This window comes from Rubritalea squalenifaciens DSM 18772, assembly GCF_900141815.1.
In the GTDB taxonomy this organism is placed as follows: Bacteria; Verrucomicrobiota; Verrucomicrobiia; order Verrucomicrobiales; family Akkermansiaceae; genus Rubritalea; species Rubritalea squalenifaciens.
Map to the genome: position 1 here is coordinate 381,817 of NZ_FQYR01000004.1, position 24,252 is coordinate 406,068.

Annotated in this window: 15 protein-coding genes; 9 read left to right on the forward strand and 6 right to left on the reverse strand. The window is 52.0% G+C overall.

All coding sequences use genetic code 11. The annotated features are described in order from the left end of the window. Positions 1-39 precede the first annotated feature (39 nt). Positions 40-942 carry a diacylglycerol/lipid kinase family protein gene (locus tag BUB27_RS11950; protein WP_159434935.1) on the reverse strand — a complete coding sequence of 301 codons (903 nt, stop codon included), beginning with the start codon at positions 940-942 and terminating at the stop codon, positions 40-42. 7 nt (positions 943-949) lie between these two features. Then, entirely contained in the window at positions 950-2,113 is a 1,164-nt protein-coding gene (gene tyrS / locus BUB27_RS11955; protein WP_143184078.1) for a tyrosine--tRNA ligase, read from the reverse strand. 175 nt (positions 2,114-2,288) lie between these two features. Between tyrS and BUB27_RS11960 the strand changes: the two genes are divergently transcribed. The 3 genes from BUB27_RS11960 to BUB27_RS11970 all read left to right on the forward strand — a co-directional run bounded on the left by BUB27_RS11960 (position 2,289) and on the right by BUB27_RS11970 (position 9,447). After that, the gene (locus tag BUB27_RS11960; protein WP_143184079.1) at positions 2,289-2,609 is read left to right on the forward strand and encodes a hypothetical protein; all 321 of its coding nucleotides are present in this window, start codon (positions 2,289-2,291) and stop codon (positions 2,607-2,609) included. Positions 2,610-2,739: 130 nt separating this feature from the next. Further along, positions 2,740-7,788 carry a LamG-like jellyroll fold domain-containing protein gene (locus tag BUB27_RS11965; RefSeq protein WP_159434936.1) on the forward strand — a complete coding sequence of 1,683 codons (5,049 nt, stop codon included), beginning with the start codon at positions 2,740-2,742 and terminating at the stop codon, positions 7,786-7,788. A 270-nt stretch (positions 7,789-8,058) separates the two neighbouring features. After that, complete coding sequence (locus BUB27_RS11970) at positions 8,059-9,447, forward strand: hypothetical protein (protein ID WP_143184081.1); 1,389 nt, start codon at positions 8,059-8,061, stop codon at positions 9,445-9,447. Here the strand turns inward: BUB27_RS11970 and BUB27_RS11975 are convergent. Continuing rightward, positions 9,444-9,896 (reverse strand): septal ring lytic transglycosylase RlpA family protein, encoded by a 453-nt coding sequence (locus BUB27_RS11975; RefSeq protein ID WP_200797118.1) that lies wholly within the window; start codon positions 9,894-9,896, stop codon positions 9,444-9,446. The genes BUB27_RS11970 and BUB27_RS11975 overlap by 4 nt on opposite strands. A 179-nt stretch (positions 9,897-10,075) precedes the next feature. Continuing rightward, positions 10,076-12,682, reverse strand: a complete 2,607-nt coding sequence (locus tag BUB27_RS11980; protein WP_143184082.1) for a DNA topoisomerase III — start codon at positions 12,680-12,682, stop codon at positions 10,076-10,078. Between the two features lie 182 nt (positions 12,683-12,864). On the opposite strand from BUB27_RS11980, the gene BUB27_RS11985 reads away from it, so the two are divergent. From BUB27_RS11985 to BUB27_RS11995, 3 genes are all read left to right on the forward strand, one after another. Beyond that, on the forward strand, positions 12,865-14,580 hold the full coding sequence (locus BUB27_RS11985; protein ID WP_143184083.1) for a 4-alpha-glucanotransferase: 1,716 nt from the start codon (positions 12,865-12,867) through the stop codon (positions 14,578-14,580). Beyond that, entirely contained in the window at positions 14,577-16,280 is a 1,704-nt protein-coding gene (locus BUB27_RS11990; RefSeq protein WP_143184084.1) for an alpha-amylase family glycosyl hydrolase, read from the forward strand. The genes BUB27_RS11985 and BUB27_RS11990 overlap by 4 nt, the downstream gene beginning before the upstream one ends. A gap of 86 nt (positions 16,281-16,366) precedes the next feature. Further along, complete coding sequence (locus BUB27_RS11995) at positions 16,367-18,070, forward strand: pyridoxal phosphate-dependent decarboxylase family protein (RefSeq protein ID WP_143184085.1); 1,704 nt, start codon at positions 16,367-16,369, stop codon at positions 18,068-18,070. Positions 18,071-18,097: 27 nt separating this feature from the next. Here BUB27_RS11995 and BUB27_RS12000 read toward each other — a convergent pair whose 3' ends face one another. Then, positions 18,098-18,787 (reverse strand): ROK family protein, encoded by a 690-nt coding sequence (locus BUB27_RS12000; RefSeq protein ID WP_143184086.1) that lies wholly within the window; start codon positions 18,785-18,787, stop codon positions 18,098-18,100. A gap of 665 nt (positions 18,788-19,452) precedes the next feature. On the opposite strand from BUB27_RS12000, the gene BUB27_RS12005 reads away from it, so the two are divergent. Then, the gene (locus BUB27_RS12005) at positions 19,453-20,367 is read left to right on the forward strand and encodes a tyrosine-type recombinase/integrase (protein ID WP_268793979.1); all 915 of its coding nucleotides are present in this window, start codon (positions 19,453-19,455) and stop codon (positions 20,365-20,367) included. Positions 20,368-20,474: 107 nt separating this feature from the next. On the opposite strand, the gene BUB27_RS12010 is transcribed toward BUB27_RS12005, so the two are convergent. Next, positions 20,475-21,311 (reverse strand): PEP-CTERM sorting domain-containing protein, encoded by an 837-nt coding sequence (locus BUB27_RS12010; protein WP_143184088.1) that lies wholly within the window; start codon positions 21,309-21,311, stop codon positions 20,475-20,477. Positions 21,312-21,467: 156 nt separating this feature from the next. Here BUB27_RS12010 and BUB27_RS12015 point away from each other — a divergent pair, with 156 nt between their 5' ends. After that, on the forward strand, positions 21,468-23,219 hold the full coding sequence (locus BUB27_RS12015; RefSeq protein WP_143184089.1) for an arylsulfatase: 1,752 nt from the start codon (positions 21,468-21,470) through the stop codon (positions 23,217-23,219). 146 nt (positions 23,220-23,365) lie between these two features. After that, the gene (locus BUB27_RS12020) at positions 23,366-24,196 is read left to right on the forward strand and encodes a hypothetical protein (RefSeq protein WP_143184090.1); all 831 of its coding nucleotides are present in this window, start codon (positions 23,366-23,368) and stop codon (positions 24,194-24,196) included. Positions 24,197-24,252 lie beyond the last annotated feature (56 nt).

Consider the following 24,252-nt stretch of genomic DNA (forward strand, 5'->3'; position numbering starts at 1 on the left):
CAGTCTAAACGCAAAACAGCATATTGTCTAAAACTGGTCTCAAAGCTGAGGGTGTAAGATACGCAGCGACTCTGGTTCTAGACTCAATTTGATAGGGTTGGGGAGCTGCAAAACCTCTCCATCTATCAGTGTCTTGATTTCTTTTTTCCTGCCGAAATCCAGGCTGGCTTTGGTAGCCGAAAGCACCTGCATGTCGTCATCATTTGCGAGCTTGCCAGCGAGGAACGCGAAGATGCCGCGGAGCATGGCGATGCGGGTCCGGTGCTTGAAGATATAGAGGGTGAGAGACAGAGGAGTGGTAGAGGTGCGCTCAGGGATGATTCCCAGGCTATCACGGTAGGCGCCAGGCACAATAGCTAGCATGCGTGAGCGGTACTCCAAGGATGAGGTGTCGGTCTCATACGTAAACTCGTAAAGGGGGGATTTGGTAAAACGGACAACTGAGACTTTAAAGATGTTCCAGGTTTTACGCCACCATTGGGTGCCATGATACTCGTCCAATATGCGGGTCATGCGAGGGTAGAAGCCAATGATGCAGGTGCAGAGGCAAGGTTGCCCGGAGACGCGCAGCAGTGAGGTAGTCACAGGGCTGGCTTTAGCCAGAACATGCAGAGCTTCCTCCAGGTCCAAAGGGATCTCATGGTCTCTAGCCGCGAGATTAAACGTGCCCATCGGGAGAATGCCTAGGGAGATGTTGGTGCTCTCTAACAGTCCTGCAGCAGTCGCTATCGTTCCATCTCCTCCTCCTACGATGAGGCTTTCCGGCTTTTCGGTGATGGCTTGACGAATAGAGTCTTCCACTTGCGCTCCATCGACGAGTTGGATGGATGGCGTGATAAGGTAGCTGCCTAGGATCTCCCGAATCGTGTCGCAAAAGTCTGCGAGGTCAATAGAGCGTGCCGTACCGGATTGTTGATTGATGAGAACGGTGACGGCACGCATAGATGGGTTAGACGAATTTGACAGTATGTTTCTTACTGAGGCGCAGAACGTCTCCTTCTGCAACTGAAACTGTCGCATTCGGGTCGGTGAGCTTTTCGCCGTTGAGTTGAATGGCTCCAGGAGCAATGGCCTGTTTCTTCAGTTCACCGTTGGACTTCTTCACATTGAAGCCAACTTGAAATGCTGTTGAAGCGAGGGAGAGTACAGTGAGCTCTCCGCTAAACTCTGAGAGGGGCACTTCAGTGGCACCTGACTCCTGGTTACCTGCTGCACGCTCGATCCAGAGTTTCACTGCTTCCTCAGCGGAAGCGTCATCGTGGTAGCGAGCGGCGATGCGGCGGGCTAGCTCGAGCTTGGCATCGCGAGGGTGAGCATTCTCATCACGGCTCTCACCGAGCAACATCAGGTAGTACTTGTCCATGAGCTCGTCGGAAATAGACATGAGCTTGTTGACCATTTCTGTGGCAGGCTCGGAGACACCAACGTAGTTGCCGGAGGACTTGGACATTTTCTTCACGCCGTCCAGGCCTTCGAGTAGTGGCATGAGCATGACCACTTGCTGAGGCATGCCTTCTTCCTTTTGGAAATCACGGCCAACGAGGATGTTGAAAAGCTGGTCGGTACCGCCGATCTCGACATCGGATTTGACCATTACTGAGTCCCAGCCCTGCATGATCGGGTACTGGATTTCGTGCAGGCGCACTTCCTTGCCTTCTGCTAGGCGGGTCTTGAAGTCCTCGCGCTGAAGCATCTGTTGCATGGTGACCCTAGCATTGAGCTTGAGTACCTCGACGTAGGTCATCTTGTTGAACCAATCGCCGTTGTAGACCACTTCGGTTTTTTCCGGATCCAGGATCTTGAAAGCTTGGGTAGTGTAGGTCTCTGCGTTAGCCAGCACTTCCTCGCGGGTAATCGGTGGGCGAGCGGTGGAGCGCCCGGTAGGGTCACCTACAGTGGCGGTGAAGTCGCCGATGATCAGTACGGCAGTGTGGCCGAGCTTCTGGAACTGGCGAAGTTTCTCGATGGCTACGGTATGGCCGAGGTGGATGTCCGGAGCTGTCGGGTCGACACCAAGCTTGATGCGCAGCGGGCGGCCGAGCTTGAGTTTTTCCTCCAGTTCTTTTTCAGAAAGGACCTTTGCTGTGCCTGCGATGAGTTGCTCTAGGGACATGACGAGTGATGGAAATGGATTATGATGGGTGCGCTAGTGCGCTCTTGCTGAGGCGTTATTTAACGGGGGGAGCGAGAATTGAAAATGAATTATTCAGATTTCCTCGGCAGCGGGTGGATTTTCCCTAGGAATTTGTAATAGCTGGGAGAATTGATGAGCGGATAGGCTCTATTTCATGAAGGAAGATGATGTATTTCTGAAAACGGGCACCCAGCTCTCCAGGATGAGAACGCATCGCTCGAAGCGGGGCAGCAAGGCTATCCCCAATGAGTTCAAACAGACGAACATCGGCCGCATCTTCTGCTGGCTGGCCTTTATCGTGGTCGGTTTGTTCACGATGGCTTCGGTTGGGAATAGCTGGCCCTCGAAGTCGATCAATCTGGCTATTGGGGCCATGCTGATTGTGAGCTTTTGCTGGAAAGATAACAAAGTCTTCGTGTTTTTGCTCTGGTGTCTGTTTCTGACAGGAATTGTCCTGCGCTACTGGGGCGCTTGACGGATGATGGGGAACCTAGGTGTCGTTTCTTTCCTATCGGCTGGACACGAAGTGTCTAAAGTTCTTACAACCCCCCTACATGGAAAAAGTAATGCAGCTTTACAGATCATGTGCCGCGATTTTGGCATTTATGCTCATATGTCAGACATCTGGTGCGGTGGATCTGAATGATGGTCTGATTGCGCATTACCCCCTGACCAGCGATGCCGCTGATGCCTCGGGCAATGGGATGACGGGAACGGTGATGTCCGGCGTCTCCTTCAACAATGGCTATGCGGATTTCGACGGGACCACCAATGCCTGGATCGATCTGCCGGACGGGTTTGACAGTTTCACCAACGGTTTCAGCTTTTCCGGCTGGGTGCGCTATGACTCATTTGCTGAAAACTATTCCCGCATCTTCGATTTCAGCGTAGGAGCCGACACCAACAACATTCTCATGGGGCATGTCGGGACGACGGATGGTTTGGTCTACGATGTTCGGAACGGCGGAGGGTGGGATGTGCCGGATTTTTTCGTCACAGGAGAATGGGTCCACATTACATTGGTGCATGCGGCCAATGGCCAGGTATCTCTCTATCGAAACGGCGTAGACACCGGATTAAATACCACCCGAGCTTTACCAGCCTCCTCCGTACGCACGATTAACTATCTGGGGCGATCCCCTTGGGCGGTGGACGGATATCTCGACGGTGCGTTAAAGGATCTGCGCTTCTACAATCGGCCACTGAGTGCTTTGGAAGTGGTGGCCTTGACTCCGGACGGGGACAGCGATGAGGACGGGTTGAGCAATCAGTATGAGTCGGACAACGGGCTCGATCCGCTGGACCGGGACAGTGATGAGGACGGGATCACCGATTATATTGAGGTCCATTATACCAAGACCAATCCACTTCTTTCAGACAGCGATGCTGATGGTCTGGATGATTCCGAGGAGTTGCCGCAGCTGAGCACCTCGGGAAGAAATAACTACGGACAGACGACCATTCCGGGATCCGCCACAAACGTGGTTGCGGTGTCAGCGGGTGTTTATCATAGTCTGGCTCTTCTGGCCGATGGTTCGGTGGTCGCTTGGGGGCGTAACGATTCTGGTCAGACTTCGGTGCCCGCCTCGGCAAGCAATGCAATCGCTATTGCCGCCGGGGAATCCCACAGCCTCGCCGTCTTGGCAGATGGGAGCGTGGTCGGATGGGGAAACACCTTTTCAGGCAAGATTGATATTCTGTCTTCTGTGAAGAATGCTGTGGGGGTCGCGGCCGGCAGATTTCATAGTCTGGCTCTGTTGGTCGATGGTTCGGTGATTGGATGGGGTGGAAATCTTTACGGACAGGCCACCGTTCCGGCCACGGCGACCAATGTCGAGGCCATCTCGGCTGGGGCGTATCACAGCTTGGCCTTGCGCGCCGACGGTTCGGTGATTGCGTGGGGTGACAGCTCACTGGGGCAGAACTCGGTTCCCGGCACGGCAATCAATGTGGCGGGCATTTCCGCCGGTGAAAATCACGGTCTGGCGGTGCTGGATGATGGAACCGTCATCGCTTGGGGCGACAATTCCCAGTCTCAGATAGCCATCCCGTCCACGATAACGAATGCCGTGGCCGTTTCCGGCGGCAACGATCACAGCCTCGTCCTGCATGATGATGGCACGGTTAGCGGATGGGGGAATGACATCTATGGCCAAACTTCGGGGGTCGCTTCCGTGTCTCATGGGGTGGCCATTTCAGCCGGAGGCTTTCATAATCTTATTCTCTCGCTGCCGCTCGACCCGCTGGACGGTGACATGGATTCCGATGGTTTGATGGATGGCGAAGAAGTCAACACGCATAGCACGGATCCACGGGATGCTGACTCCGATGACGATGGCCTGACTGATAAGCAGGAGTTGGATAACGGACTCGATCCGCTCACCAGCAACATCGGTCTCGATTCCGATTCGGATAACCTGAGCGATATCGATGAAGTCAATACCCACGGTACCAACCCGCTGAGTGACGACTCCGACGCGGACGGGTTAACCGATGACGAAGAAATCAACACCCACGGCACCGACCCACTGGATGATGATTCCGATGACGATGACCTGACCGACGGTGAAGAGGTTAACAACCATGGCACCGATCCGCTGGATGCCGACTCCGATGACGATGGTTTAACCGATGAGGAAGAAGTGAGCACCCATGGCACCAACCCACTGGATGCCGACCCCGATGCCGATGGCCTCACTGATAAGCAGGAGGTGGAAAACGGCCTTGATCCGTCTGTCAGCAACATTGGGCTGGATTCGGATTCAGACACCTTGAGCGACATTGATGAGGTGCTCACCCACGGCACCAATCCTTTGGAAGACGACACAGATTCAGATGGCCTGACCGACCCTAATGAATTGACTCTCGGGCTCGACCCGCTGGTCAGCAACATCGGGCAGGATTCTGATTTGGACGGCTTGAAGGATCTCGCCGAAGTGCTCACCCATGGGACCGACCCGCTCAAGCGTGACAGTGATGACGATACCCTTTCCGACTATTTTGAAATCCATTACTTCAAAACCAACCCTCTCGATGCGGACACCGATGCTGATGGTATCGATGACCAGGATGAAATGCCGAAGGTGGTGGCATTCGGCAGAAATGCGGAGGGTCAGATAAGCATTCCGAATTTCTCATCCCAGGTGGTGACCGTTGATGGCGGTGGATATCACAGCCTGGCTCTTCTGGCCGATGGTTCGGTGGTGGGCTGGGGTCAAAACACGTATGGTCAGGTCTCGGTTCCGGCTTCCGCCACCAACGTAGTGGCGATTTCTGCGGGGCTTGAGCACAGTCTAGCATTGAAGGCCGACGGCACCGTGATTGCCTGGGGGCGGAATCAATCCGGCCAAAGTAGCGTGCCAGGCTCTTTGACGGATGCTACAGCGATTTCTGCCGGATTTTATCACAGCTTAGCATTGAAGGCCGACGGTACCGTGATTGGTTGGGGATCCAATAGTTCTGGCCAGATCACGACACCTAGCTCAGTGATTAATCCGGTGGACATTGCCGCGGGAGATGGTCACAGCCTGGCACTCAATGCCGACGGTTCCGTCATTGCGTGGGGGTATGATCACCTGGGGCAAGCGACGGTGCCCGGGGCGGTCACCCAGGCGGTGGCGATCGATACCAACAGGTATCATAGTTTAGCGATGCAGTCCGACGGCACGCTCATCGGTTGGGGAGACAACTCCCACAATCAAAGCACCGGACCTTCCTCGGTGAACAATGCGGCAGCCATCGCATGCGGTGGGCAGTACAATCTGGCGCTCCTCGACGATGGCTCCGTGGTCGGGTGGGGAAAAAATTTATACCATCAGGTTTCGGAGCCTGGAACGGTCGCGAATGCCATGGCAATCTCGGCTGGGTATTATCACAGTTTGGTGCTTTCGCTGGATCTGGATCCGCTCAATCCCGACTCGGATGGCGACGGGCTACTGGATGGTGAAGAAGGAAGCAGCTATGGAACCGATCCCTTGAATCCAGACTCGGATGGGGACGGGTTCTCCGATGGCGATGAGGTCAATATCCATGGGACCGATCCTACGGATCTGGACGCCGATGACGATGGCCTTATCAACAGCCTGGAAATTGAACTCGGATTCGATCCCTTTGTCAGCAATATCGGCGTCGACACAGATTCAGACGGGATCGATGATGTCGATGAGTTGTTAGTCCACGAAACGAACCCGTTGATTGACGACACGGATGAGGATGGCTTGCTCGATGGAGCAGAAGTCAACACGCTTGGAACCGACCCATTGGATGCCGATACGGATGAGGATGGCTTGTCCGATAGCGCGGAAGTGAACACCTATGGTACCAGTCCGCTTCTGCGCGATACAGATGCGGATAAGATCACGGACTACCTGGAAATCCGTTATCTGGGAACCAATCCGCTCGATGTCGATAGCGACTCCGACGGTCTGGATGATGCGGATGAGCTGCCTGAGTTGGTGGCCTTCGGGAACAATGGTGTGGGACAGGGTCAGGTGCCTTCTGCCGCGGCCAAGGTGATCGATGTCGGAGCGGGAAAGTTTCACAACATCGCCCTGCTGGCGGATGGCTCATTGGTCGGATGGGGAGATAATGATTATGGGCAATCCACCATTCCGTCAGGGGTGACCAATGTGATCGCCATTTACGTGGGTGCTTATCACAACCTGGCGCTTTTGGGGGATGGTTCGCTCGTCGGCTGGGGAAGAAATGAAGACGGCCAAGCAACGATCCCTGCAACAGTGACGAATCCGAAAGCGATCGCTGCAGGAGAATCCCACAATCTGGCCATCCAGCCGGACAACTCGGTCGTCGCATGGGGGAGTGATCTTGCTCTTGCAGCGACGGTTCCTTCATCAGTGACCGATGCGGCGGCTATCTCTGCAGGCTCGGGCTACAGCCTAGCGCTGCTGAACGATGGTTCTGTCATCTCTTGGGCTAAGACCAGTTTCGGTATCAACAATGTCCCGGAATTTGGGGCCGATGTGGAAGCGATTGCAGCTGGAGACCTTCATGCTTTGGCTCTCTTAGCGGACGGCACGGTGGTTGCATGGGGAAATAATCAATTCGGTCAGACGAGCATTCCCCCAGATCTCAGCAATGCCGTACAGATTTCAGCAGGTGGACTCCATAGCCTCGCGCTCCTTGAAGACGGCACCGTGATTGGATGGGGACACAATACCTCCGGACAGACCACCATCCCGAGCGTAGTGAGTCATGCAAAGGCCATCCGCGCTGGGGGTAATCACAGCCTGATCATCATCCAAAAGCTGGATCCTTTGAATCCTGACTCGGATGCGGATGGTATGGCCGATGGCTGGGAAGTGGACCGGGGGCTCGATCCCACCGATGCCGCGGATGCCACTCCCGATGCTGACGGTGATGGCGCATCTGCCTACGACGAGTATGTGGCAGATACCAACCCGTTTGATACCGCGGATCGCTTTCGCATTTTGGCCTTGGAAAGAGGTGAAACCATCACCATCACGGTTCCGACATCGTCGGTGAGATCCTACACGCTCCTGCGCAGCACAGACCTGCAGGAGTGGACTCCGGTTCCGGGACAGACCGCTATACCGGGCACTGGGAATAATCTCATTTTTTCAGGCACAACCTTAGATTCATCCGCTTTCTACAAGGTAGAAGTGGCGATTCCGTAGGTTGTCGGTCATCATCGAGTCCATCCCATGTGGGCTGCAGGGCTATCCCGAACGAGTTCAAGCTGATGAATATTGGCCAGTTTGTTCACGATGGCTTCTATGTGGAATAGCTGGTCCCCGAAGTCGATCAATCTGGCTATTGGGGTGTGAGCTATTGCAGGAAGGAGAGTAAAGCCTTCGTTCCGTTGCTCTGGTGTCTGTATCTGACTGGAATTGGTCTGCGCTACTGGGGTGCTTGACGGATGAGGGGGAACCTAGTTTTCTGAGACTATGCTTGATAAGCTAAAAGATTTTGCGGTGAAGAAGGGCTACGACATCGCCCGTTCTAAAGGAGTAAAGTGCCCGAAGTGTGCGCAGAAACTCCTGCTTCCCCCTGTGATGCCCAAGGAGGGGCTGGATGCCGAATTTGACTGTGCTAGCTGCGGCTGGAGCGGAAGTCTCTCACAGGTGATGGAGGAGCGCAGGGAGCAGCGTGACGGAAAGTTAGGGGAGGCTGTGCCGAAACCGGAAAAATCAAAAATAGTAGAGGCGGATATAGATGGAGGGAAGAGCTGGCTCATCCCGGCGAAGAAGGGGGTAGGCTTTCTCATGGTGTTCGGCGCTATCTGGTTAAGTTTTACTCTCTTTATGAGCTTGATGTTCATATTTGGGGATCCGGTAGACTCGAATACTGGTGAGCCTGCTAGCAAATGGACTATTTTGTTCTTTGTCCCATTCTGGCTAGTAGGGATCGGGGTGCTTTATGCAGGTCTACGTATGCGCTACACGGAGGTAATGGTACTGGCGGACGAGCATCGTGTGCGGATGATGAAGCGCTTCTTTAGCAAGGTGAAGGAGACTACCTTGGAGATAGAGCAGGTCGACTTTGTGAGTTTGAAGGAGAGTTACAGAAGCAATGACCGGCCAGTGTACGCCGTAAGTATTTCCGAAAAGGAAGGCGGCAAAGGATTAAGTTTCGGCAGTGAATTGAGCGATGATGAGAAACGCTGGTTAGTCAGCAGTATCCAACAGGTGTTACCGTCTTCCCGTATGGTTGATAGCTCAGGTAGTCTCCAGATCGCTAGCAGTGCCGACAAGGAGGAGTTTTCTCACAAAGGAATGAAGCTGGAGAGAATCGGTCAAGATGGCTTTCGTTTCACGCGCCTGAACCAAGGCGGGAAGTGGGCAATGCTTATCGGCATTGTCTTCATGGTGGTGAGTTTTATTGTGGTACGATCCGGACTCGATGGATTCGGGCCTGATACGGACAACTGGTTTGAGCTGATCTTTACTATTTTTGAGATCATACCATTTCTCATCGGGACGGTCTTCGGTGTCGTGGGCTTGCTGCTCGTATTAGGTGGCTTCAGTTCCATCGGGCGCGAGGAAGTCTTTGAGTTTGGCAAAGACTCGCTGGTGGTGGAGACCCGCAAGAAGGGGGCTGTAGTGAAGAGTGTCACTCATCCGAGGGACAGCTTTCGATCCGTGGATAGCACAAATTCAGGGCACGTGAATAACAGCCCGAGATACCGGGTGAAGCTGAAAGGAAAGAAGTTCGTCAAACTCTGCAGCTTTGTACCGGAGGAAGTGGCTGCAGACTTGCAGGCCTGGGTGGAAGGCTGGCTGATCAAGAAGCCAGAGCCTTCCACTGCAAAATATGGTGAGTCAATGAAGGCCTAGGATTCCTCCTGGTCTTTATTGTCTTCAGATATTTCCTCAAGGACCTCCACCTTGCATGGGACGACTCCATCCTTATAAAAGGCAAGTTTCTCATTTTTGGACATGCCGACAGCGACGTCGATGATACGTCCTGGCTTGTAGGGACCTCGGTCATTGATGCGAAGAATGCTGGATTTGCCATTCTTCAGATTGGTGACACGAACCATAGTGCCCATTTTGAGCTTCTTATGGGCAGCCGTAGGTTTGAAATTGCAGAACTTTTCACCAGAGGCGGTAGCGGTTCCATAGTTAGTCTTCACGGAGTACCAGGACATCTTGCCTGTCTCCGTCTTCACGACCTTGTATTTTCCGTTGATCAACTCCTCATCCGAAGAGGTGCTGGTGAGAGAACTGTTGGCGCAGCTGACGCAAATTAGGGGGAACAACAGCATGAGGATTCGAATAGTCATCTTGTTTTGCTTGTAGTTCAGATAGAAAGAATTGGAGCTTTGTATCCAATGTCAGGATGCCCGTTTAGATTTCTGGGATGGCTGGATCAAGCACCAAATTCCCTCTGTCTGTGTCTGTATGAAAAAAAGCCCGCCAGATAAGTGGCGGGCTTAGGGAAAAAGATATTGGCTTATGAGCCTTACTCTTCGGTCTTCTTCGCGGCCTTCTTAGCGGCTTTCTTAGCGGCTTTCTTAGCGGCTTTCTTAGCGGCTTTCTTAGCGGCTTTCTTGGCCGCTTTTTTCTTTGGCTCACGTGGCGGGAAGTCAAAGTTCGGGCGAGCATTTTCGAAATCGTAGATCAGGAAGGCCTTAAATTTACGCTTTGTGCGGTTGGAGACAAAGTCGGTCATCAAGGATGACTTCTCGCCATTGAATAGCTTGATGGCATCCTCACGGGAGATCTCCTGCTGCAGCATGACCTTGGAAAGTTTGAGTCCATTCGGCGCCTTGTTGTTCTTGAAGGAAGGTGCTAGGTAGGACTTTTCGGTCTCGTAGATCTTGTGCTCTTGACCGTCTTTGGTGAAGGAGCCGATGATTTGATCTTCGGACAGGTCTTCCTCATCCTCTTCATCACGGTCAAAGACGAAGGCCACTTTGTACTTCTTATCGATCTCCAAACCAGCATCGAAGGGGCGGTTGAAGCGTGACTTGAAGCCCTCTAGGGGGCCTACGAATTTCTTCGTGCAGAGTTCTTTGGCTTCATCCTCTGAAATGAGGCGGGATGCCACATACTTGCTCATGCGGAAGCCGCATTCTGGATCATGACATTCGTACGTAGCGTCGGTCTGTTTGAGGGTCTCGGCGCCACATTTAGGGCATGGGGCCTTGATGTCAGGGAATACCTTGTTCTTGAGTTCGGCGGCGTAAGCCTTGGCACGTTCGACGATGTCTTCAGTGTATGCGATGATCTCGCGCATGAATTCCGGACGTTCCAGTTTACCCTGCTCCATTTCGTGAAGCTTGTATTCCCAGTCACCCGTCATTTCTGGAGAGGTCAACCCGTCGACACCGATCTCGTGAAGGGTGCTGATGAGCTTGAGGCCGGATCCGGTCACGTGGATGTCACGGCCATCACGGGCGATGTATTTCTGGCGGATGAGCGTCTCAATGATGACAGCACGAGTCGCTGGAGTACCGAGGCCGCGCTCAGCCATCGCTTCGCGTAGTTCTTCGTCTTCCACCAGCTTGCCTGCACCTTCCATGGCTGAAAGCAGGGTAGCTTCGTTGTAGCGCGCTGGAGGCTTGGTTTCGTCCTCGACTACTTCGATGTGCTCAACCTGTGCGGTTTCACCTTCGGAGACAGAGCAGAGCTCATCCTTACCTGCTGCTACACCAACCTTGCGGCCGTAAACGGCCATCCAGCCTGGTTCGACGAGTACCTTACCTGTGGTGAGGAAGGTGTCTGCGGTTCCCTCGGAGTGAGAGATGGTAGTCTCACGGCGGGTATTTTCGAAGACCGCGTGAGGGAAGTGAACGGCGAGGAAGCGCTTGCAGACCAGATCGAAGATCTTCTGCTCAGGCTCGGAGAGTTTGACGAAGCGGCCAGTAGGAATGATCGCGAAGTGATCAGAGATCTTGGCGTTGTTGAAAATACGCTTGGAAGTATTCAGCCCCTTGTTGTCGAGGATGTCCTTGGCGTATTCTGAGAGATCATCGTAATCCTTGGCAATGGAAGAGATCGTGGACTTGACGGTGGGTACGTAGTCTTCCGGAAGGTAGCGGGAGTCCGTTCTCGGGTAGGTTAGCATTTTGTGGCGCTCGTAGAGAGCCTGAGCCAGCTTGAGTGTATTGCCTGCTGAGAAACCGAAGCGAGAAGATGCCTCACGCTGTAGCGTGGTGAGGTCATAAAGCTGAGGCGCTACCTGCTTGGTTGGCTTCTTGGTTTCTGTGACTGTGCCTGATTTGCCCTCACAGCGGTTCTTAATCGCCTCGGCGTCAGGGGTTTTCCAGATGCGTTCCGCTTTGGAGTGTGGGTTGCTGGAGTCTTTGCTCCAGTTTGTGTCGATCCACTTGCCGGAATAGCTTCCTGCGGAAACTGAGAAATCCGCATGGACTTCAGCATAAGGTGTAGGCTTGAAATTTCTGATCTCCAGCTCGCGCTTGGCCAGAATGGCCAGAGTAGGAGTCTGCACACGGCCTGCGGAAGTGATGTTGAACCCACCATGGCGGGAACGGAAGCAGGTCAGGGCGCGGGTAGAGTTCAGGCCTACCAGCCAGTCGGACTCTGAGCGGCACTTGGCAGCGGCTGTCAGATTGGCCATATCCTCGTCATCGCGCAGCTCGCTCCAGGCATCGAGCACTGCCTGGGTAGTCATGGAACGCATCCAGAGGCGCTTGACTGGCTTGTCGATATTACCCAGTTCGAGAATGTACTTGAAGATGAGCTCACCTTCACGGCCGGCATCGCATGCATTGACAATCATGTCGATATCCTTGCGGCGGGCTAGCTTGAGGACTTGCTTGAGGCGTGTCTCGGATTGCTCGATCGGCTCAAGCTCAAATTTTTTAGGGACGGCGGGAAGGACGTCGAATTTCCATGGCAGGTTCTTGCCATTCGGCCCAGTGGGCATCTTGAGCTGTACCAAATGACCTACCGCTGATGTGATCACGTGAGTGTCGTTCTCGTAGTAAATATCCCGGCCTTTGCCTTTTTTCTCGAATTTACCGATGTCGGGGGCCTTCGCGAGTGTGCGTGAAAGGTCGGTTGCGACGGACGGCTTTTCGGCGATGATCAGAGTTTTGGACATGCTTGGGACTGGGATTAGGGATGGAATCGTGGTTTGGGAAGCAAATTCTGAGTGATTAAGTAATACGAAATAGTGAGATTCCCTATTTGAGGGTATGTCATGGCTTGGCTAGGGGAGGAGCCAATGTGCCACGAGAATTAGCGTTGCCAAGAAGAAGTTCCGGGTATTTATAATAGTAGTCTATGGTCAAAGCCTTTGAGAATGTGGCTCGTTCTGCTGGACTTTTGTTTCCAGTTTTTTCGATGCGCCGCAGTGGTGATCTGGGGATTGGTGATACCTCCACGGTGAAACTGTGTCTGGATTGGCTGGCCAAGCACAAGGTGGGCTTCCTGCAGCTGTTGCCTATCAATGTGAGTGGAATGGATAACAGTCCCTATGCGGCGATCAGTTCGGTAGCCTTGGATTTTATTTATGTGGATGTCTCGCGCATTCCGGAAATAGGCCAGGATGATATCGAGGATTTGTTGGACGAGTTTGGGCGCAAGTGGTTGGAAAGTGATAGAGTGGATTACCACACGGTGAAGCTCGTCAAAGGGAGGTTGCTGCGGAAAGCCTATCAGCGTTACGTGGCCAACGGGGATGAGGATCCTGAGTTTACGCATTTCTGCAAGCAGGAGAAAGACTGGTTGCAGCCATATTGTCGGTATCGTTGGTTGATGGAGGAGGCAAACTGTGAGGAGGATTGGACCCGGTGGCCTGAGGAATTCAATACCGCGGAGAAGGCCTTAGCGTATGAGAAGAAAAAGCAGAAGCTCACTGATGGAGGGCCTGAAGGAGTGCAGCTCTACTACGCCTGGGTACAGTGGCATGCCTTCAAGCAATGGTGGGAGGTGAGGGATTACGCGGATGACTTGGGAATCAAGCTGATGGGGGACATCCCCATCGGAGTTAGTTGTGCCAGCGCTGACGTGTTTTTTGAACAGCAGTGGTTTGATTTGGATTGGTTTGGTGGAGCACCACCTGAGAAGGTATTTAAAGATGATCCCTTTGCCTGCAAGTGGGGGCAAAACTGGGGTGTGCCTCTCTACAACTGGGATAAGCTCCAGAAAGATAAATATTCCTGGTGGTGTCGGCGCATTGAAAAGCTCACTGATGTGTTTCATATTTTCCGGATCGATCACATTCTGGGGTTTTACCGTATCTATGCCTTCCCTTGGCACCCCAAACGTAATGCCGAGTTCTTGCCCCTGTCAGAGGCTGAGGCCAAGGCGCTCACCGGTGGAAGACTGCCGCAGTTCATGCCTAGGCCTGATGATACAATGAAGCATAAGGCGCAGAACCTCATGGATGGCGACCGCTACCTGAAAGCTGTGCTCAAAGCGGCTGATGGATATGAGGTCGTAGGCGAGGATCTGGGCTGTGTTCCTGATTATGTCAGGCCTCACTTGGAGGAGCTGGGTGTCGCTGGATTTAAAATTTGTCATTGGGAGACTGACCAGGCCGGACGCGCGCAACCACCGGAGAGTCATCATGAGTGCTCATTTGCTACTTACACCACACATGACCATCCGCCTATCAAAGGGATCTGGGAAGAGCTGAGAAAAAATGTCGCTGATGGCTGCGCTGGTAGTGGGGATGGGCTCCGGATTTTATGTGAGTATGCCGGGATGCCTGTGATGAAAAACGCCAAGGACTACGGGCCTTTTGATAATGTCCTGAAGTGGGAGTTGCTGGAGGCCTTGCTGAAAAGCAACGCCCGCTACGCCTGCATGATGTACACAGATTTGCTGGGAAGTGATGTCCGCATTAATACACCAGCGACTGTGGGGGACCATAACTGGACGTGTAGAGCTGAGTGGCTGCTAGACGATATCCCGGATGAGGTGGAGCGCGAGGCGTCCAAGTTAGCAGTCTATATTGATATGTATCATCGTAATGTGTATCAAAGGGTCAAATGAGTGATAGGGTAAGGATCTACCAGCTGTTTGTCCGCCACTTCGGAAATACGAATGAGAGCAGAGTTCCGGGTGGTGCGATTGTGCAAAACGGCTGCGGCAAGTTCGCGGATATCACCGAGCGGGCACTTGAGGAGATCAAGGAGATGGGATTTACCCATCTGTGGCTCACAGGTGTGTTAGAGCATGCGAGCGGTACAAGCTATCCTAACCGCCCAGCTGATAATCCTGTTTTGCTGAAAGGGCGCGCTGGGAGCCCCTATGCTGTGAAGGACTACTTCGATGTCTGCCCTGACTATGCCTGTGACCCTGAGAATAGGCTGGAGGAATTTAAGGAGTTGTTAGCCCGTTGTAGGAGCGTAGGCCTGAAAGTGGTGATCGATTTTGTTCCAAACCATGTGGCGAGAAGCTATGGCAGCGACGTAGAGCCAGATTTGAGTTTTGGAAAAGGAGATGATGTGAGGCAGTTTTTCCATAGGGAAAACCACTTTTTTTATTTGGAGGGAGAGTGGAAGATGCAGCTTCCCGGTGGTTTGTATGAGCCAGAAGTTCATGGTCGAGTCACCGGAAATAACGCGGCTACCTGGTCTCCCTCTCCGAATGATTGGTATGAGACGGTGAAGCTCAACTATGGCCATGACTTTCGCACGGGTAGGGATACATCCCATATGCCGGAGCCAGAGGCTGAGTTGCATGAGGTACCAAAAACCTGGAGAACGATGGATGCCATTCTCTCCTATTGGCAGCTCATGGGGGTAGACGGTTTCCGCTGTGATATGGCGCACATGGTGCCCATGGAGTTCTGGCGCTGGGCGGTGAGGCAGGCTAGATGGAGAAATCCCGAGGTCTACTTCATGGCGGAAGCCTATGATGGTGATCGGGCTAAGCTGACTGATGAAAATGTTCTGCATGCCTTGTTAGATTCAGGTTTCGACTCCGTATATGACGGGGACAGCTATGAGCTGGTCAAGCAGATCTATGAGGGAGACAAATGGGCGAATGACCTGGATGATATTTTGTGGGATGAACGGAAGTTAAACCAGATGCTGCGCTATGCTGAAAACCATGATGAGGTAAGGATTGCTTCGCCTAAGCATTGGGGAGGGCATGGCCTGAAGGTCGGGGTGCCTGTGACCGCGTTTCTCCTGGGTGTTGGCCGTGGCCCCTGTATGCTCTACAATGGTCAGGAAGTCGGTGAGCCGGCGATTGGTTCAGAAGGCTTTAGCGGAGATGATGGACGGAGCAGTATCTTTGATTACTGGAGCCTGCCGGAATTTTGTAAGTGGGTGCATGGCGGGAGTTATGACGGAGCCTTGCTGTCTGAGCAGCAGAAGGAACTCCGTGATTGGTACGCCGGATGGATCCAGCTGATGGGGGAGCCGGCTTTCTCCAGAGGGGAGGTTTTTGGGCTCAACTACATCAATAGGGATAACGAACACTTTGGCAGAGCTGAGGGGGAGCATGTTTCCGGGAAATGGATGTATGCCTTTCTGCGAAGGGATCGGAAATCAGGACAAGCCTTTCTGGTGGTGATTCATTTCAACCCCTGGCAGACAGCTCAGGAAGTAGAAGTGCGGCTCTCTCAGGAGGCCCGGGAATGGATAGGTCATGAGGTGGCTCACAAGGTAGTGATCGGAGAGATGGCTCCTTGTAGTGTGGAGGTTGTGGAGTTTTGGGGAGACTTCGAAGTAGAGGAGATCTAGGCAGATGGATGACTATCTGTGATGAAATTGGCACAAATAGTGGAGATATTTGACAATTTGAGGGGAATGTGAAACAGAGAGCGCCTATGCACACGCTCTCTCCACATAAACTCGACAATACGGTTTCTGACCGCTTCCAGGAAAATCTGGATGAATTAAGAAGACTTTTTTTCTCCAGGGACAAGGCTGTCTGGCCGGTCTTCGGGGATCCAGGGATTGAGCAGGTGCTGAACTTCAGGAAAAAGCATGTGCCCAGCCATCGTGTGGTAGATGAATATCCCGGTGGTGCTGCTCTGCACCAGCAAATGATGCTGAACTCCAAGCTGAACCAGGCATGGCGCTCTCCAGAAGATGGCATCGATCCTCTATTGGTCTTTGCTGCCGCCACTTCAAAAAACTGGGAAGATCCGGCGTCAGTGGAAAATGTGATCTGCGCACCATCGGATGCCGCGATCTACGGCGCCTTCATGGGAACTGTTGCTAACCCAAACCTCGTCTACAGTGAGTATGCTGGTATGGCTGAGGACTTCGAGCGCATGGTGATCAGAAAGATTGCCAGACTCGTAGGCTACAATGAAGAGTCTGCCACAGGCTTGTTCACCCAGGGAGGAACCTTCTGTAACCTCTATGGCTATCTATTCGGACTGAGAAAGTCTCTGCCGGACTCACTGCATCTCGGTCTAGAGTACGGCCAGGACTATCGCATCATGTATTCCCAAGGTGGACATTACTCCAACACCACAAACCTTTCCGTCCTCGGAGTGAACATTGACAAGAAGACCATCAAGATCAAGCTGACCGACGACAACGATATGGACATGCTGGATTTGGAGCAGCAGCTCACAGCTTGCTTCCGTCTCGGCTGTGTAGTGCCTACAATCATGTTGACCATGGGGACCACAGATACCTTTGGTGTGGATAAGGTAAAGCCGGTGTCCGATCTTTTGGACCGCCTGTGCAAGCAGTTCCGCATGGTGCGTCCGCACATCCACGTGGATGCGGCAGTGGGCTGGCCGCTGATCTTCTTCCTCGGATATGACTTTGATCAAAATCCACTCGAAATCAATGAGGCTACTCTTACTGGCTTGAAACGCAATGTAGCGCGCTTTCAGGAGCTGAAGTATGCGGACAGCTTCACGGTAGACTTCCAGAAGTGGGGCTTTGTTCCCTACACCTCCAGCCTGGTGATGGTGAAGGACAAGAGTTCCATGCAGGCTCTGGAGCATGATCCAGAGAATTTCTCTTACTTCGAGAATGATGTACAAGGGCAGACTCACTTGCAGTCTACTGTGGAATGTTCTCGCGGTGCCGCTGGGATGTTTGGAGCCTATTCTGCCCTACAGTACATGGGGGTGGAAGGCTATCAAATGCTGATTGCGCACGGTCTGCAGAATGCCAACTACTTCCGTGAAAAGCTCTCCGAAGTGCCTGGTGCTCTGATCGTGGCCGGCCAGAACCAGGGGCCAAGTGTGGGCTTCCGTCTTTATGATCCTAAGAAGGTGAGCGATGTCGAAGCCGAGTATGAAATGGAGAAGAAGCTTTCCGACTCTCCTGAGTACAGACAGCGCCTCCGGGAGAACACGGCTTATCATCGCCACATCTTCAAAGCCAGAGGTAAGAAGCACCTCTACACGAACTGGATCGAATTTGTGAGTCACACAAACTACGATGAGTACGGCAACTGGGAGCCAATCCCAGGAGAGAAGGCTGTCTTCATGAATCCTCTAACAAGCAGGGAAAACATCGACGCCTACATCGCTGGAGTTCACGGGGCAGTGGACGCCTACTAAGCAAAGATGGATGAGGGAGCATGCCTATCAAGCGTGCTCTTCACCCCAGAGCCTGAATCCACCCGTGAAGGCCGCGCCGTTATCGGTGCGGCGTGTGCCTTTCGGCATGGGATCTAGCAGCTTGGCATTGCCACCACCGATGACGATGTCTTCAGCATTGAAAGCGTCGCGCAGGATCTTGATGACTTTGCGCACGTGCTTCTCCCATTTTTCCGCGCCTAGTTTGTTGAAGCCCTTTTTACCTACGTATTGTTCGAAGGATTTCTTCTTTCTATAGGGAAGGTGGCCAGCCTCTAGCGGGATGATGGTGCCATCGCAGATGAGTGTGGTACCAAGTCCAGTACCGAAGCCCAAGAAGAGCATGGTGCCGCCATGGTAGCAGCCATAGGCCTGCATGGCCGCATCATTGATCACCTTGGTAGGAACGCCAAACGCTTTTTCGAAATCAAAACCGATCCATCCTTTGCCTAGGTTGACCGGATTAGTCGCCGGTTCACCGTGTAGGACCACACATGGAATGCCGAGCGCTACGTGATCATAGTCCCATTCCGCTGTGGCTTCCTGCACTAGTTTGATCATCTGCTCGGGAGTCATGTCAGGTTCGGAGGGGATTTTGATCCGCTCTTCCTGACCGGTCGCGATCATCTTAATATTCGAGCCCCCTACATCGATGACGAGGATTTGAGGTTTTGTGTTCTTCTGAGAGTTAGCAGCCATTCGAGAATCAGTGTCCGATGCCGGATTCTACCAGAAGATCTACCCTGATAGGAAGAACTCACTGGGGAAATCCCACATATGCTTCAAAGATTCACAAAATCTGTGCCGGGGGTACAACAAAATCTCACGACGAAATTGCCACGTGGTGATTAGAGATCAGGGCAAGATAGAGCTAAGCTTTGCTATAGACTCAGAGTAGAGGAACTGCGTTCGCATCCCTCAGGATCCTGATATCAAAAAAGCCATCTTAGTAGATGGCTTCATTTTAAAATGGCGGACAGGGAGGGATTCGAACCCTCGGTTCGGGAATGGAGTGTCCACAGTTGTCCGTGGTATTCTATGAATATTGATTTATATAGGTTTTTGGTTCTTCTGTGAATTTCGTTGGACGGATGTGGATGGTTCCACTATAGGTTCCACATGGCTTTTGTGTACCAGAAATCCAATTCGAAGTACTGGATTGCCCATTTTACGACAAGGACGGGAAGAGGTGCAGCCGTAGTACCAAGGTAGTTAGAAAGGGAGTAAGTTCCCGGAGGGAGGCTCAGAAGATCGCTGATGATTATGAAGAGGCTGCACGCAAGAAAAGGACCGCAAAGCAGACCCGGGAGGTAATTGCCTCTCTACACCAGAAGATCACTGGAGAGGATCTACCTACCATTTCCCTGGAAAAGCATCTCAAGTCCTGGCTTGAGAGAAAGAGACCGGAAGTGTCTGATGCTACCTTTGCATTCTATGCCGGGGTGCAGAAGAAACTGGAAGCCTACTTCGGAGATAAACTCGGTGAAGACATCAACAACTTCAGTCGGCAGGAGATCACGAACTTCAGGAATCATCTATCCAAGAAACTCGCGGCCAAGACAGTCAACCACCAGATCAAGGCATTGAAGTCGATTTTCAGGGATGCCCTGCGGGATGGTTTTCTGCTTGAGAACCCGGCTGAGCATGTGGATTCAGTTAAGGATGACAAGAGCACTAAGGAGCAGCGAAAGCCCTTCACCGTCGATGAACTTAAGCTGGTGATGGAGCATGCCAATTCCGAGTGGAGAAGCATGGTGTTGTTCGGGCTCTACACAGGCCAGCGTCTAGGAGACATCGTCAAGCTGAGATGGTCTAACATCGACCTCAACCGGGGCATGATCAACTTGGTCACAGGTAAGACCGGAAAACGCCTACACATCCCAATCGCCAAGCCTCTACTGGACCACATAGAAAGATTGCCCGTAGGTGACGATCCCCAGGCATGCATTCACCCTAAGTCATGCGAGACCCTCCAGAATGCCAACTGGCAAGTATCGACTCTCAGTAACCAGTTTACCAAGATCCTGGAACATGCCGGGTTGAGGGAAAAGACCACCCACCAGAAGAAGGGACAGGGGAGATCCGCAAAACGCCAGGCTATGCAGCTCTCTTACCACTCTCTGCGCCACACTGCAGTCAGTCTCATGCATGAAGCCGGTATTCCCGCCGCCTCCGTCCAAGCCCTCATCGGCCACGACTCGGAAGCAGTCCACCAAGCATACACGCACATCGGAGATGATGCATTACGTAAGGCTGCTGACTCACTGCCGAAATTATAGCTAGCGGTGTATAGTTTTCCCAGAGTTTGCTCCTCTAGTTGAGCATGCTCAAGATGAGTTTCTTAGAAGTACTACTTTTGTGGCATTCAGGTAAATGGCCATTCGCTCTATGGTTTTCTATGCTTTCGCATAAGTAGGCCGAAACAAACCAGGCTGATTAGGCTCAAAGATGACGGCTCTGGGATGGAAGTGAGTGTATAATCACCGGTGCCAGCAGTGCCACTAGTAATAAAGTGATCAGCGAAGAGACCCGCATTGCTGCCATTGTAGGTCAAGATGCCTTCATTCCAAAGCGTTTCCCAAGTAACCGCATTATTGCTACCGCCTGTGTTTCTTCTTCCTACCCGGCCTTCTACGGTAGAGCCAGCTCCGTTGATGTTAAGAGAAAAGCTATTTCCTGCTGCATCTGTATCCCAGAACCAGATGCCAACCACGCCGTTGGCATCAATGGTAGAATTCGTGAGGTTGACTGAGACAACTTGGTTTCCTGTATTATTGTTGTGGCCAAACCAAAGCTCACCACCAATGCTGAAATTGCTGTTTACTGCATTGATGCCGCTATTATTGTCTGTGTTAAAGGCGAGTACTACATTGCCGCCTGCACGGCTGAAAGTACTATCGTTGAGGGTGAGTGTGCCATTGTTGATTCTAGCCCAATTACTGGCAGTCTGAGTAAGTGTTGAGCCGCCGCTAACAGTGACACTGCCTCCGTCAACGGTCAGATCTCCGCCGGGCACATATGTGACAGTATCTCCATTGCTGATTGTTATATCGTCAGCGGCTGTTGGTACGCTATTCGTATCCCAGTTTAATCCTGTTTGCCAAATGCCATCACTACCTTCACCGTCCCAAGCAATTGATGCTGCGTGAGCTCCTGTTGTGAGAATGCCTGTTGATACTATGGCCAGTAGGAATGGTAACTTGAAACTTTGTTTATCCATCATAGTTGGGGATGTTTTTGCTAGAATTGCAATTTTTACAATAGCTCTGAGATGAGTTAGTTGCAAGGTCTACTTTAGGTTAAAGTACATATTGTCTAATGAGTAGACAGCTGGATTTTTGCTATTTTTCGTAGTGATGACTCACGTATAGTGGGAGATATGATTTTTAGACTGCTATGGTTGTTCGCTCTGGGTATCGGGCTTTGCTATGGGGCGGAGAGGCCGAATGTCATTTTAGTGATGACAGATGATCAGGGTTACGGGGACTTTGGATTCATGGGCAACGATTTGATTAAGACTCCGGAACTGGATGCGATGGTACAACGTGGTGCGATCTGGAGTGAGTTTTATGTGAGCCCGGTGTGTTCCCCAACGAGGGCGTGTCTGATGACTGGAAGATATAACCACCGGACGAAGTGCATTGATACCTATCTGGGTAGGTCAATGATGTCGACTGATGAGTATACTCTGGCGGAGGCTCTGCGTGATGCTGGCTATGCTACGGGGATTTTTGGCAAATGGCATCTGGGTGATAACTATCCTATGCGCCCCAGTGATCAGGGTTTCGAATATTCCTTCATTCACAAGGGTGGAGGGCTAGGACAGCCGGCTGATCCCCGTGATAATGCATCACGGTATACAGATGCTCTGTTATTCGAGAATGATCGTGAGGTAGAGACGCGGGGATACTGCACGGATGTGTTTTTTGGGAGGAGTTTCTCTTTTATGGAGAAGTGCCGGCAGGATGGGAAGCCGTTCTTTGTCTACCTGGCACCCAACGCGCCTCACTCTCCATTCCACGATGTACCGGTGGAGCTCTATAATAAGTACAAGAAGGTAGATTTCAGTGGAATTATGGTGGGAATAAAGGAAGGGCAAAGAGCAATAGAGAACGACAAACTGGCCCGTATTGCGGCGATGATTACCAATATCGATGATAATATGGGTAAGTTATTCAAACGTCTCGACAGGATGGGGGTTACTGAGAATACCATAGTGATTTTTCTAACAGACAATGGTCCAAATACGCGACGATACGTGGGGAGGTTCCGTGGTAAGAAATCCGAGCTTTATGAAGGGGGAGTTCGGACGCCGCTTCTAATCCAGTGGCCGGGGGGGATCAAACAGGGAACAAAGGTCAAGCATTCGGTTGCTGCGCATATCGATCTCATGCCTACTGTGCTGGCTGTGTGTGGGGTTGAGGATTTGCCGCAGAATCTGGATGGGAGAAGTATTCTGTCCCAGCTGAAAGCTCCTTATACGAGTATGGAGGAGCGCCCGATTATCATTCAATATCATCGTGGTGATGAAATCAGTAAATACCACAGCTGCATGGTGCGAAGGGGTAAATGGAAGCTGGTGCATCCGAGCGGTACTCAGAGGGAGAGCTTTGTCGGGGAGCCTAAGTGGGAGCTGTATGATCTGGAGAAGGATCCGGGAGAGGTGAATGATTTGTCAGTGAGCCATCCCGATGTAGTTGCTGAACTCGTGGCTATCTACGAAGCATGGTATACAGACGTAAGTTCCGAGCGGAAAGATCAGCCAAGCCCGCCATACATTCTCATTGATAAAGATAAGGAGAATCCTTCAGTACTTACCTGGCAGGACATGATTGAGGGCACGTGGCGGCCTAACAAAGTAGGTTTTTACAAAGTCGATTTTGTGCATGACGGAAGATATGACATCCGTTTCGAGGGAGCACATCAGCATAAGATGGATGCCAATAAGAAATGGACAGCTATCCTGCAACTTGGAAAGAAGAGTTACTCTGCCCCCTTTGATCCCGAGAGGAAGCTGGCCATCTTTGAAGCGCTTTCGATTCCTGCCGGGAAATACACGTTGAAGCCCAAGGTTGTGTCAGATGACGGAGAGGAATGGTCGGTCTACCATACGCGCATACTTCATCGCTAAGTGATAGTATTCATGGTTGGAGAGGAGTAGGCTGACTACAGAAGGGACAGCTGCTAAATAGTGGCGTTAGATGAGGATGGTTCTACAAGTGTATAAAGATCATTACCTAATGGTAGTGTGATGATTACAAACATAATCCTCAAGATATGAACTCAAGAAACATACTCATGACTCTGGCCACTGCAGGCCTACTTACAGCTTCCAGTCAGGCAGCCCTCGTCCTCTGGGACGGTGGCACAGGAAGCTGGAGTGACTCCAACTGGAACGGCGGCGGAGCAGCACCGGCCATGGATGGTACCGACGATGCACAGATTGACTCAGGTCTGGTAACTTATACGCCAGGCGGTGATTTTGGTCTAGGCTTTGGTAGCTCCAATGTAACTGTGAGCGGCGGTGAGCTGACTCAAACCGTAAGTAACTGGTGGCAGTTTGATGGCTCTACAGTGTTCACTGTTAGCGGCGGAGTTGTCAACACCTCAGCAAACAACGTACAGTTTGGTAACTCTGGCGCAGACACCGCTAGTCTGGTGATAACATCTGGTGAATTTAACCATACTGGTAATGGTGAGTTTAAATTACGAGGTGGAAATACGATGACGGTATCAGGAGGTAGCTTTTCGTCACGCTTTCTGAGTTTAGGTGATTTTGGTGCAGCTACCATTGATGTGTCTGGTGGCGTTTTCAAAATCAACGATGGCAGCATCGGTGCCAATGGTATCTATATCGGTTCTGCTGGTTCCTATATCGATATTACAGCCAATGGAGTGATGAATGTCGGCAACATTAGCGTTTCTGATGCCATCACAGCATATCTCGACAGCGACAAAGTGCGATTTGGGGGGGATATTGATAATGCGTTGCTTTCAGTTACTGATGACGGTGCAGGTGGTGTGAACATTTCAGCTATCCCAGAGCCTGCAGCAAGCTCTCTAATCGGTATGGCTGGGCTGCTTTTGTTGTTACGTAGACGCAGATAAGTTTTCTGTGCGTGTATTAGAGAGCATATAGGTACAAAGAGAATTACTCCCACTCA